Genomic DNA, 10,915 nt, shown 5'->3' with positions numbered 1-10,915 from the left:
CGGCCGGGACAACGGCGGAGTCCACATCAACTCCGGCATCCCGAACCACGCCTTCTATCTGCTCGCCACCGAGCTGGGCGGGCACGGGAGGGGAACCGGTCGGTCCGTCAGCCCAGGGCCGACTTCACCGCGTCCGCCAGCCGCTCCGCGACCGCGCGCGCCTGCTCGATGTCGGCGGCCTCGACCATGACCCGGACCAGCGGCTCCGTACCGGAGGGGCGGAGCAGTACCCGGCCGGTGCTGCCCAGCTCGCGCTCCGCCTCGGTCACCGCCGACGCCAGCTCCGCCGAGGTGTGGACCCGCGACTTGTCGACGTCCGGGACGTTGATCAGGATCTGCGGCAGCCGCTCCATCACACCCGCGAGCTCGGCCAGGGACCGGCCGGTCGCGACGACCCGGGCCGCCAGCATCAGACCGGTGAGGGTGCCGTCGCCGGTGGTGGCGTGGTCGAGGACGATCACATGGCCGGACTGCTCGCCGCCGAGCGCGTAGCCGTGCTCCTTCATGGACTCCAGGACGTAACGGTCGCCGACCGCCGTCTGGACCAGTTCGAGGCCCTCGCGCTCCATCGCCAGCTTGAAGCCCAGGTTCGACATCACGGTCGCCACGACCGTGTCGCCGCGCAGGGTGCCCGCCTCGCGCATGGCCAGCGCCAGCACCGCGAGGATCTGGTCGCCGTCGACTTCCTCGCCCGTCGCGTCGACGGCCAGGCAGCGGTCCGCGTCGCCGTCGTGGGCGATGCCGAAGTCCGCGCCGTGCTCCACGACCGCGGCCCGCAGCTGGCCCAGATGGGTGGAGCCGCAGCCGTCGTTGATGTTGAGGCCGTCCGGGTCGGCGCCGATCGTGATCACCTCGGCGCCCGCCCGGGTGAACGCCTCGGGGGAGACCCGGGCCGCCGCGCCGTGCGCCTCGTCGAGGACGACCTTCAGCCCGTCGAGCCGGTTCGGCAGTACGGCCACCAGATGGGCGACGTACTTGTCGAAGCCCTCGTCGTAGTCGGTGACCCGGCCGACGCCCGCCCCGGTCGGCCGGTCCCACGGAGCGCCGGTGCGGTGCTGCTCGTAGACCGTCTCGATCCGGTCCTCCAGATCGTCGGCGAGCTTGTGGCCGCCGCGGGCGAAGAACTTGATGCCGTTGTCGGGCATGGCGTTGTGACTGGCGGAGAGCATCACACCGAGATCGGCGCCGAGCGCCCCGGTCAGATGCGCCACCGCCGGGGTCGGCAGCACACCGACCCGCAGTACGTCGACACCGGCGCTGGCGAGACCGGCGACCACGGCCGCCTCCAGGAACTCGCCCGACGCCCGCGGGTCGCGCCCCACCACGGCGGTGGGCCGGTGGCCCTCGAAGGTACCCGCCTCGGCGAGTACGTGCGCCGCCGCCACCGACAGACCGAGCGCCAGCTCGGCCGTCAGATCCGCGTTGGCGACACCGCGCACACCGTCCGTGCCGAAGAGTCGTCCCACAACCGTCCTCCGAAAGTGCCTCGTGAGCCTGAGCCCTGCTCCGGGATTGAAAACACCGGGCCCGGCCGCGGGCCCGAGGGTCCGCCGGGACGGGCGGACTCCTTCGTTCAGCTTCGTTCAGCTGTGCAAAACGTACGCCCCGGGGGCACGAACAGTGCCGCCGGGGCGTACGTGTGAAACAGACCGAGCAGGCGTGATTAACGCTTGCTGTACTGCGGGGCCTTGCGGGCCTTCTTCAGACCGGCCTTCTTGCGCTCGACCGCGCGGTCGTCGCGGCTCAGGAAGCCGGCCTTCTTCAGCGGGCCGCGGTTGTTGTCCACGTCCGCCTCGTTCAGCGCGCGGGCCACGCCCAGGCGCAGGGCGCCGGCCTGGCCGGAGACGCCGCCACCCGCGATACGGGCGATGACGTCGTAGCGGTCGTCGAGCTCGAGCACCTTGAAGGGCTCGTTGACTTCCTGCTGGTGCACCTTGTTCGGGAAGTAGTCCTCGAGGGTGCGACCGTTGATCTTCCACTTGCCGGAGCCCGGAACGATCCGGACGCGGGCGATGGCGTTCTTGCGGCGGCCCAGGCCGGCGGCGGGCTGCGGGTCGCCGAAGCGGGACGCCAGCGACTCGGAGGTGTACTCGCCCTCCAGGGGCGTCTCCGACTCGAAGGTGGTGACCTCCTCGTAGGTCTCCTCGACCTCGACGGGGTTCTCAGCGGTGGTCTCGGCCACGATGCTCCTCAGATTCTTTTCGTCTTAGGGGGTGTGGCCGGACTTACTGCGCGACCTGGGTGATCTCGAACGGAACCGGCTGCTGGGCAGCGTGCGGGTGGTTCTCGCCCGAGTAGACCTTCAGCTTCGAGAGCATCTGACGGCCCAGGGTGTTCTTGGGGAGCATGCCCTTGACGGCCTTCTCGACGGCCTTCTCCGGGCTCTTCGCCAGCAGCTCGTCGTAACGGACGGAGCGCAGACCACCCGGGTAGCCGGAGTGGCGGTACGCCATCTTCTGGGTCCGCTTGTTGCCGGACAGGTGCACCTTGTCCGCGTTGATGATGATGACGAAGTCACCAGCGTCGACGTGGGGGGCGTAGATCGGCTTGTGCTTGCCCCGGAGAAGGGTGGCGGCGGTGGTGGCCAGACGGCCCAGGACAACGTCCTGCGCGTCGATGATGTGCCACTGGCGCGTCACATCGCCGGGCTTGGGGCTGTACGTACGCACGGTCGTAGCCTTCGCTTCTTCAGTGAGTTGGTCTTCCCCGGTCCGCGAGGACTGGAGAAGAAGGTCCTGACAAGGCCACCTGAACGATCACGACAGCCGTGACAGCACGCCGGGGACGCAACCCGGGTGCCTGTCGCTGGTCATCGGCCTGGTGGACCGGCGTAAGGGCCCCTCACGTGAGATAGAGCAAGCCAATACGCATAACGAAGCAGAAGCTTACCCGGCCCCCTTCGCACGGGTCAAAGTCGCCCCCGGTCGACCGGCGCGGACGGAGAGCGACGACCGCCCCCGTCATTGCGGGTACGGCGCGGCCGGAGCCGTACGACCCCGGAACCACGGGCCGGACGGGGCCGGACGGTTCCAGGAGCGTACGGCCGGGTCCCCGCGTACGACGAAAGTCGCCCGGCCCGTCCACTTCCGGCACCTGCGCCGGCCGCCCGGCCCCGCCTACCGTCCGGATCATGCAGCAGCTCACCGAGTTCGTCGTGACCCAGAAGATCACCCCGGTCGCCAACCAGTACCGGATCACCGCCGGGGACGGCGAAGGGCCCCTGGTCGCCTTCGCCCGGCAGAAGCGGCTCGCCCTCAAGGAGCGGGTCGCCCTGCACACCGGCGAGGACGGCCGGGAGGAAGTCTGCTCCTTCCGCGCCCGCCAGGTCTGGGATCTCGGCCCGACCTGCGACGTCACCGGCCCCGACGGCCGGGACATCGGCAGCTTCACCAAACACGCGAAGGCGTCCCTGCTCCGCTCGACCTGGTCCGTCGCCCCGGCCGGGCACCCGCCGGTGACGGGCACCGAGCGCAGCGCCGGGATCGCCGTACTGCGCCGGGCGTGGAAGATCGCGGACATGGTCCTGCCGTTCGCGGTACCGCTCCCCTTCGTCTTCCACTTCGACTTCGTCCGGGACGGCGTCCCGGTGTTCTCGGTGGAACGGAAGTGGGGCATCCGCGACCGCTATCTGGTCCGGATCCAGGACCCGGGCCTCGACCGCAGGCTGGTGCTCTCCATGGCCGTGGCCCTGGACGCCCTCCAGTCCCGCTGACCGGCCCGGGCCGGGCCGAGCCGGGTCGTACCGGGCTACCGCGCCCGCCGGACCCGCCGCTCGTCCCAGACCGGCCCGTCGGTCTCCCGGACCACCCCGTCCTCGCCGAAGACCAGATAGCGGTCGAAGGTGCGGGCGAACCACCGGTCGTGCGTGACCGCGAGCACCGTCCCCTCGTACGCCTCCAGACCGTCCTGGAGCGCCTGCGCCGACTCCAGGTCCAGGTTGTCCGTGGGCTCGTCCAGCAGCAGCGCCGTGGTCCCCGCCAGCTCCAGCAGCAGGATCTGGAACCGCGCCTGCTGCCCGCCGGAGAGCCGGTCGAACGGCTGGTCGCCCTGCCGCTCCAGCTCGTACCGGCGCAGTACGGACATCGCGCCGCCCCGGTCGCGGGCGAACTCCGTCCACAGGATGTCCACCAGGGGCCGCCCGGCCAGCTCGGGATGGGCGTGGGTCTGCGCGAAGTGCCCCGGCACGACCCGGGCGCCCAGCTTCCACCGCCCCGCGTGCCCCACCGAGCCGTCCCCGGCCAGCAGCCGCAGGAAGTGCGACTTCCCGGAGCCGTTCGAGCCCAGCACGGCCACCCGCTCGCCGTAGAACACCTCCAGGTCGAACGGCTTCATCAGCCCGGTCAGCTCAAGGCCCTCGCAGGTCACGGCCCTCACCCCGGTCCGGCCGCCGGTCAGCCGCATCCGGATCTCCTGCTGCCGGGGCGGCTCGGGCGGCGGCCCCGCCTCGTCGAACTTCCGCAGCCGGGTCTTGGCCGCCTGGTACCGGGAGGCCATGTCGTCGCTGCGGGCCGCGTACTGCTGGAGGTCGAGCACCAGCTTCTTCAGCTGCGCCCGCTTCTCGTCCCAGCGCCGCCGCAGCTCCTCGAACCGCTCGAACCGCTCCGCCCGCGCCCGGTGGTAGGTGGCGAAGCCGCCGCCGTGCACCCAGACGTCCGAACCGGCCGGGCTCGGCTCCACACTGACGATCTTCTCCGCCGCCCGGGACAGCAGCTCGCGGTCGTGGGAGACGAAGAGGACCGTCTTACGGGTCTCCTTCAGCCGCTCCTCCAGCCAGCGCTTCCCCGGCACGTCCAGATAGTTGTCCGGCTCGTCCAGGAGCAGCACCTCGTCGGGGCCGCGCAGCAGCGCCTCCAGCGCCAGCCGCTTCTGCTCGCCGCCGCTGAGCGTCTTCAGATCCCGGAACTGGGCCCGCTCGTACGGCACCCCGAGCGCCGCCGTCGTACACATGTCCCAGAGCGTCTCGGACTCGTACCCCCGGACCTCCGCCCAGTCGCTGAGCGCCTGCGCGTACCGCAGCTGGGCCGCCTCGTCGTCCACGGTCATGATCAGGTGCTCGGCCTCGTCGACCGCCAGGGCGGCCGTCCTGATCCGCTCGGGGGCCAGCGACACCAGCAGGTCGCGGACCGTGCGGTCGTCCCGTACGGAGCCGATGAACTGGCGCATCACCCCCAGTCCGCCGCTGACCGAGACCGAGCCGCCGTGCGGTTTCAGCTCGCCCGAGAGCAGTCTCAGCAGGGTCGTCTTGCCCGCGCCGTTCGCCCCCACCAGAGCGACCACCGCACCGTCGCCGACCCTGAAGGAAGCGTCGGCGAGCAGGATCCGCCCGTCGGGAAGGTAGTACTCCAGATGCGCGGCTTCGAGATGTCCCATCCTCCGATGATGCGGGCCGATACCCCCCGCGCCCAACCGGTTTAGGATGCGCGGCATGAGCTTCGGTCAGGGGGGGCCTCCGTGGGGGGCCGGTGAGGGACAGCAGCCGCGGAACCAGAACCCGTGGCAGGGCGGGACGCCGTACGGCTCCGGAGGCCCGGGCCACGACCCGTACGGCGACCACTCCGCCCAGGGCCCGGACGCCGGCGCCACCCCCGACTGGGCGGCCCTGGCGGACGCCTCCGCGGCCCGCGCCCGGCGCAAGCGCCTGCTGATGATCGGCGGCGGCGCCCTGGCGACCGTCGCGATCGCCGGAATCGTGGCCACCGCGATCGTCACCTCCGACGACGGCAAGGGCGGCGGCGACCGGGCCGACGGCAAGCAGAGCACCGCCCCCGGCCCGTCCGAGCCGGGGCCGTCGTTCTCCTCGGTCGCCCCGCCGCCCCCGCCGAACCCCAATGACTTCATCGCCGACGAGAAGAAGGACAAGGCGCCGCTGACGGCCGACGGCCTCTTCCCCGGCGACCGGATCACCGCCGGGGACCGGTCGTACGCGAAGGGGAGCACACACCGGACCGGCGACTGCGCGGCCGTCGCCCAGCGGGGCCTCGCCGCCACGCTCCGGGCCAACGACTGCGACCAGATGTTCCGGGCCACGTACCACCGGGACGGGCTGGCGGTCACCGTCGGTATCGCGGTCTTCGGCACCACGGCCGAGGCCCAGCGGGCCAAGGAAACCAGCCGGAACGTCGCCCCGCTGGCCGGGGAGGGTGTCCCGTCCTTCTGCCAGGGCGGCCGCCGGGTCTGCCTCTTCACGTCCAACCAGGTCGGCCGGTACGCGTACTACACGGCGACCGGCTACACCGGGGCGAAGAACGTCACACCCGGCGACGACCGGGCCTACCGGATGAACAACGACGTCGCCGACTTCGTCTTCAAGCAGATCGCGGCCCGGGGCACCGCACAGGCGTCAGCAGCAGTCGGCGGGCCCGCCGACTGACCCGGCGGCCCCGGCTCCGGCCACCGGCAGGGACCGCTTGTTGCGGGCCTCCCGGCTGCGGGCCGCCAGCAGCTCGTCGGCCGGATAGCCGACCTCCTCCAGGGTCAGCCCGTGCGGCCGTACGACATGGACGGCGGAGTCCCGCACACCCGCCGCCAGCACTTGGGCGGGCCACTGGACCGGCCGGTGCCCGTCGCCGACGAAGACCAGCGCGCCCACCAGGGAGCGGACCATGTTGTGGCAGAAGGCGTCGGCCCGGACGGTCGCCGTGATGATGCCGTCCGCGTCCCGCTCCCACTCCAGCCGCTGAAGGGTACGGATCGTGGTCGCGCCCTCGCGCCGCTTGCAGTACGCGGCGAAGTCGTGCTCGCCCAGCAGGCCCCGGGACGCCTCGTTCATCGCGGCCACGTCGAGCGGCCAGTCGTGCCAGAGGACATGTCCGCGCAGCAGCGGGTCGACCCCGCCCGGATGGTCGGAGATCCGGTACGCGTACCGCCGCCAGACCGCCGAGAACCGGGCGTCGAAGCCCGTCGGGGCCTCCTCGGCCCGCCAGATCCGGACATCGCGCGACAGCCGCCCGGCGAGCCGCTTCAGCAGCTTCTCCCGGTGCTCGGCCCACACCCCGGCGGGCAGATCGACATGGGCCACCTGGCCCCGGGCGTGCACCCCGGCGTCGGTCCGCCCGGCGACGGTCAGCTCGTACGTCTCCGGCGACCTGGTCACCGTACGCAGCGCGTCCTCGATCTCGCCCTGCACGGTCCGGCGCCCGGCGGCCTGCTTGGCCCAGCCGGAGAAGGCGGTGCCGTCGTACGACAGATCGAGCCGTACCCGCACCCGCCCGGCCGGGACGCCGTAGCCGTCATCGGTCATCTCTGAAGATCCTCGTCTCTGCGGATACCGCGAACGGAACGGGCCCGTCCCCCCGAGAGGGAACGGGCCCGTCCATCAGCCTTCGGAACGCGATCGGGAGAACCGATCAGGCGTCCTTGGACTCCTCGGCGGCCTCGGCGGCCGGCTTGGCGTCCTCGGCCGGAGCGGCCTCGGCCTCGGCGGACTCCTTCTTCAGGGCGTCCTCCTTGACCGCGCGCACGGTCGCGGCCTCGGCCTCGGCGACGGTCGCCTTCTTGGCGATCTCGCCCTCGACCAGCTCGATGACGGCCATCTTGGCGTTGTCACCGCGACGGTTGCCGATCTTGGTGATCCGGGTGTAGCCACCCGGGCGCTCGGCGTAGCGCGGAGCGATCTCGGTGAAGAGCGCGTGCACGATGCCCTTGTCCGTGATCGTCTGAAGAACGAGGCGACGGTTGTGGATGTCGCCCTTCTTCGCCTTGGTGATCAGCCGCTCGGCGACCGGACGCAGCCGACGGGCCTTGGCCTCGGTCGTGGTGATCCGGCCGTGCTCGAACAGCGACTTCGCGAGGTTCGCGAGAAGCAGCCGCTCGTGCGCTGCGCTGCCGCCCAGACGGGCGCCCTTGGCGGGCTTCGGCATGGTGTTTCTCCTTCAGTCTGCACCGGCCGTATCAGGTACCGATGTCAGGGCCCCGCAGGCGGCCGCCTGCGGGCAGTTTGTGTACGCCCCCTCAGAGGGGCGCTGAGGTCCCCCACGCCGCGAGGCGTAGGGGGCTCGAGGCGCGCCCCTTCAGGGGCGCTGGGGGTCCCCCCACGCCGCCAGGCGTAGGGGGCGGAACTGCGCGACCAGCCACGACGGCCGCGCAACCCCCACCGGGCAGTAGACCTACGGTCCGACCCGGAACCCCCCGGGGGAGCCGCCTCAGTACTGCTCGGTCTCCACGAAACCGGCGTCCGCGTCGTCGTCCGCGCCGAACGCGTCCGCCGCGGCGGTCGGGTCGAATCCGGGCGGGCTGTCCTTGAGCGCCAGGCCCATCCCGGCCAGCTTCGCCTTGACCTCGTCGATCGACTTGGCGCCGAAGTTGCGGATGTCGAGCAGGTCCGCCTCGGAGCGGGCCACCAGCTCGCCCACCGAGTGGATGCCCTCGCGCTTGAGGCAGTTGTAGGAGCGAACCGTCAGCTCCAGCTCCTCGATCGGAAGGGCCAGGTCCGCGGCGAGCGCGGCGTCCGTCGGGGACGGGCCCATGTCGATGCCCTCGGCGTCGATGTTCAGCTCACGGGCGAGACCGAACAGCTCGACCAGGGTCTTGCCCGCGGAGGCCATGGCGTCACGGGGACGCATCGCCTGCTTGGTCTCGACGTCGACGATCAGCTTGTCGAAGTCGGTGCGCTGCTCGACTCGGGTGGCCTCGACCTTGTACGTGACCTTGAGGACCGGCGAGTAGATGGAGTCGACCGGGATCCGGCCGATCTCCTGGCCGACCTGCTTGTTCTGCACGGCGGAGACATAGCCGCGACCGCGCTCGACGGTCAGCTCCATCTCCAGCTTGCCCTTGCCGTTGAGGGTGGCGAGGACGAGGTCGGGGTTGTGGACCTCGACACCGGCCGGGGGCGCGATGTCGGCGGCGGTGACCAGACCCGGGCCCTGCTTGCGCAGGTACATCACGACCGGCTCGTCGTGCTCCGAGGAGACCACGAGCTGCTTGATGTTGAGGATCAGGTCGGTGACGTCCTCCTTGACGCCCGGCACGGTGGTGAACTCGTGCAGGACACCGTCGATCCGGATGGACGTGACGGCCGCGCCCGGGATCGAGGAGAGGAGGGTACGGCGGAGGGAGTTGCCGAGGGTGTAGCCGAAGCCCGGCTCCAGCGGCTCGATCACGAACCGGGAGCGGTACTCGTCGACGACCTCTTCGGTCAGCGAGGGACGCTGAGCGATCAGCATGCGGATCGTTCCTTCAGTCGGGGGCGCCCGCTATTTGACGCCCGACAGGTGTTGCTTAAAACAGGGTACGGGCGGTACGCCCCGAAGGGGACGTACCGCCCGGTCGCAACGGTCCGGAGGTGAGTCCGTACCGCCGCGACAAGCCACTCGGAGCGGCGGACCGCTCCGAAGCGAAGCCGACGTCAGACGCGGCGACGCTTGGGCGGACGGCAGCCGTTGTGCGGCGTGGGGGTGACGTCCTGGATCGAACCGACCTCGAGGCCCGTGGCCTGGAGGGAGCGGATCGCGGTCTCACGGCCGGAGCCGGGACCCTTGACGAAGACGTCGACCTTGCGCATGCCGTGCTCCTGCGCGCGGCGCGCGGCCGACTCGGCGGCCATCTGCGCGGCGAACGGGGTGGACTTGCGCGAGCCCTTGAAGCCGACGTGGCCGGCGGAGGCCCAGGAGATCACGTTGCCGGACGGGTCCGTGATCGAGACGATCGTGTTGTTGAACGTGCTCTTGATGTGCGCGTGGCCGTGAGCGACGTTCTTCTTTTCCTTGCGGCGCACCTTCTTGGCAGCGCCCTGACGTCCCTTGGGGGGCATCTCTAACTCCTACGGGAGGTGGTCGGTCCTACAGCGAAGACCGCTGATGAGCGTCCGCTGAGGACTACTTCTTGCCCGGCTTCTTCTTACCGGCGATGGCGCGACGCGGACCCTTGCGGGTACGAGCGTTCGTGCTGGTGCGCTGGCCGTGGACCGGCAGACCGCGGCGGTGACGCAGACCCTGGTAGCAGCCGATCTCGACCTTGCGGCGGATGTCGGCCTGGATCTCGCGACGGAGGTCACCCTCGGTCTTGAGGTTGTTGTCCACGTACTCGCGGATCTTGACCAGGTCTTCCTCGGCCAGGTCACGAACGCGGGTGTTCGGGTTCACACCGGTGGCGGCGAGGGTCTCCTGCGCCAGGGTGCGGCCGATCCCGAAGACGTAAGTGAGTGCGATCTCCACACGCTTTTCACGCGGGATGTCGACACCGGAAACGCGTGCCATTCAATGGCTCCTGTGTACTCGGGGGTCTTCCGCAGAGCCACTCCCGGCCGCCGACCATCCGAAAGGGATGGTGGTACGTACGGGTCCCCGGCCCCCGCCGGAGGTGTCGCCGGCCCTGACGGGCTGGGCGGACTCTGCGTATGAACGATGTTCTGCTCGCGTCGCGCGAAGTACTGCGATGTGCTGGTCGGCGTGCGTCAGCCCTGGCGCTGCTTGTGGCGCAGGTTGTCGCAAATGACCATGACCCGGCCGTGACGGCGGATCACCTTGCACTTGTCGCAGATCTTCTTGACGCTCGGCTTGACCTTCATGGGTGTGAGGTTCTCCGGGTCAGTGCACCGTCCCGCGTCACCGCGGAACGGGACAAGATCTACTTGTATCGGTAGACGATCCGGCCACGCGTCAGGTCGTACGGAGACAGCTCCACGACGACCCGGTCGTCCGGGAGGATTCGGATGTAGTGCATCCGCATCTTGCCGGAGATGTGCGCGAGGACCTTGTGACCGTTCTGAAGCTCCACCTTGAACATGGCGTTCGGGAGGGACTCGATCACGGTGCCCTCGATTTCGATGGCACCTTGCTTCTTGGCCACGCTTCGCCCTTCGAATCGGCTACCTTGATCGACTCTCGTCCCCGGCGGGACCGCGCGCACGCGGACAGACGGGTACACGAGAGCCGACGCATCAGTCTACGTCAGGCCATCCGAAAAGACGAATCCA

13 protein-coding genes and 1 pseudogene are annotated in these 10,915 nt (G+C 70.4%); 3 read left to right on the top strand and 11 right to left on the bottom strand.

Translation table 11 applies throughout. The features are described from left to right. Positions 1-85: pseudogene (locus AB0G74_RS27655) on the top strand (M4 family metallopeptidase); the annotation flags it as partial. A gap of 22 nt (positions 86-107) precedes the next feature. Here the strand turns inward: AB0G74_RS27655 and glmM are convergent. The 3 genes from glmM to rplM form a co-directional block, all read right to left on the bottom strand. Beyond that, positions 108-1,466: a phosphoglucosamine mutase gene (gene glmM, locus AB0G74_RS27650; RefSeq protein WP_361151372.1), complete on the bottom strand. Its 1,359-nt coding sequence runs from the start codon at positions 1,464-1,466 to the stop codon at positions 108-110. Positions 1,467-1,663: 197 nt separating this feature from the next. Further along, complete coding sequence (gene rpsI / locus AB0G74_RS27645) at positions 1,664-2,182, bottom strand: 30S ribosomal protein S9 (RefSeq protein ID WP_361151369.1); 519 nt, start codon at positions 2,180-2,182, stop codon at positions 1,664-1,666. Positions 2,183-2,225: 43 nt separating this feature from the next. Beyond that, complete coding sequence (gene rplM / locus AB0G74_RS27640; protein ID WP_358823851.1) at positions 2,226-2,669, bottom strand: 50S ribosomal protein L13; 444 nt, start codon at positions 2,667-2,669, stop codon at positions 2,226-2,228. A 461-nt stretch (positions 2,670-3,130) separates the two neighbouring features. Between rplM and AB0G74_RS27635 the strand changes: the two genes are divergently transcribed. Beyond that, positions 3,131-3,712, top strand: a complete 582-nt coding sequence (locus AB0G74_RS27635; protein WP_361151366.1) for a hypothetical protein — start codon at positions 3,131-3,133, stop codon at positions 3,710-3,712. Positions 3,713-3,747: 35 nt separating this feature from the next. Here the strand turns inward: AB0G74_RS27635 and AB0G74_RS27630 are convergent, their stop codons facing one another. Further along, positions 3,748-5,370 carry an ATP-binding cassette domain-containing protein gene (locus tag AB0G74_RS27630; RefSeq protein ID WP_361151364.1) on the bottom strand — a complete coding sequence of 541 codons (1,623 nt, stop codon included), beginning with the start codon at positions 5,368-5,370 and terminating at the stop codon, positions 3,748-3,750. Positions 5,371-5,425: 55 nt separating this feature from the next. Between AB0G74_RS27630 and AB0G74_RS27625 the strand changes: the two genes are divergently transcribed. Then, the gene (locus AB0G74_RS27625) at positions 5,426-6,370 is read left to right on the top strand and encodes a hypothetical protein (RefSeq protein WP_361151361.1); all 945 of its coding nucleotides are present in this window, start codon (positions 5,426-5,428) and stop codon (positions 6,368-6,370) included. Here AB0G74_RS27625 and truA read toward each other — a convergent pair. The 7 genes from truA to infA all read right to left on the bottom strand — a co-directional run bounded on the left by truA (position 6,341) and on the right by infA (position 10,788). Further along, entirely contained in the window at positions 6,341-7,240 is a 900-nt protein-coding gene (truA, locus tag AB0G74_RS27620; RefSeq protein ID WP_361151358.1) for a tRNA pseudouridine(38-40) synthase TruA, read from the bottom strand. The two genes, AB0G74_RS27625 and truA, sit on opposite strands and share 30 nt — an antisense overlap. Positions 7,241-7,346: 106 nt before the next feature. Next, positions 7,347-7,859 carry a 50S ribosomal protein L17 gene (gene rplQ, locus AB0G74_RS27615; protein WP_361151356.1) on the bottom strand — a complete coding sequence of 171 codons (513 nt, stop codon included), beginning with the start codon at positions 7,857-7,859 and terminating at the stop codon, positions 7,347-7,349. 282 nt (positions 7,860-8,141) lie between these two features. After that, on the bottom strand, positions 8,142-9,164 hold the full coding sequence (locus AB0G74_RS27610; RefSeq protein ID WP_003956430.1) for a DNA-directed RNA polymerase subunit alpha: 1,023 nt from the start codon (positions 9,162-9,164) through the stop codon (positions 8,142-8,144). Between the two features lie 182 nt (positions 9,165-9,346). Continuing rightward, on the bottom strand, positions 9,347-9,751 hold the full coding sequence (rpsK, locus tag AB0G74_RS27605) for a 30S ribosomal protein S11 (RefSeq protein WP_003956432.1): 405 nt from the start codon (positions 9,749-9,751) through the stop codon (positions 9,347-9,349). Positions 9,752-9,815: 64 nt separating this feature from the next. Next, a complete protein-coding gene (rpsM, locus tag AB0G74_RS27600) occupies positions 9,816-10,196 on the bottom strand; it encodes a 30S ribosomal protein S13 (protein WP_006347214.1) in 381 nt (126 codons plus the stop codon). Between the two features lie 197 nt (positions 10,197-10,393). Continuing rightward, positions 10,394-10,507 carry a 50S ribosomal protein L36 gene (rpmJ, locus tag AB0G74_RS27595; protein WP_003956441.1) on the bottom strand — a complete coding sequence of 38 codons (114 nt, stop codon included), beginning with the start codon at positions 10,505-10,507 and terminating at the stop codon, positions 10,394-10,396. Between the two features lie 59 nt (positions 10,508-10,566). Further along, positions 10,567-10,788, bottom strand: a complete 222-nt coding sequence (gene infA / locus AB0G74_RS27590) for a translation initiation factor IF-1 (RefSeq protein ID WP_003956442.1) — start codon at positions 10,786-10,788, stop codon at positions 10,567-10,569. Between the last annotated feature and the right edge of the window lie 127 nt (positions 10,789-10,915).

The organism is Streptomyces sp. NPDC020875 (assembly GCF_040641415.1).
Lineage (GTDB): Bacteria > Actinomycetota > Actinomycetes > Streptomycetales > Streptomycetaceae > Streptomyces.
This window is presented reverse-complemented; position numbering and strand designations above follow the sequence as displayed.

Bases quoted from the DNA above. Each gene is read 5' to 3' on its own strand.
- AB0G74_RS27635 (WP_361151366.1), top strand. From the start codon at position 3,131: ATGCAGCAGCTCACCGAGTTCGTCGTGACCCAGAAGATCACCCCGGTC.
- rplQ (WP_361151356.1), bottom strand. From the start codon at position 7,859: ATGCCGAAGCCCGCCAAGGGCGCCCGTCTGGGCGGCAGCGCAGCGCAC.
- AB0G74_RS27625 (WP_361151361.1), top strand. From the start codon at position 5,426: ATGAGCTTCGGTCAGGGGGGGCCTCCGTGGGGGGCCGGTGAGGGACAG.
- rpsM (WP_006347214.1), bottom strand. From the start codon at position 10,196: ATGGCACGCGTTTCCGGTGTCGACATCCCGCGTGAAAAGCGTGTGGAG.
- AB0G74_RS27610 (WP_003956430.1), bottom strand. From the start codon at position 9,164: ATGCTGATCGCTCAGCGTCCCTCGCTGACCGAAGAGGTCGTCGACGAG.
- AB0G74_RS27630 (WP_361151364.1), bottom strand. From the start codon at position 5,370: ATGGGACATCTCGAAGCCGCGCATCTGGAGTACTACCTTCCCGACGGG.
- rpsK (WP_003956432.1), bottom strand. From the start codon at position 9,751: ATGCCCCCCAAGGGACGTCAGGGCGCTGCCAAGAAGGTGCGCCGCAAG.
- rpmJ (WP_003956441.1), bottom strand. From the start codon at position 10,507: ATGAAGGTCAAGCCGAGCGTCAAGAAGATCTGCGACAAGTGCAAGGTG.
- truA (WP_361151358.1), bottom strand. From the start codon at position 7,240: ATGACCGATGACGGCTACGGCGTCCCGGCCGGGCGGGTGCGGGTACGG.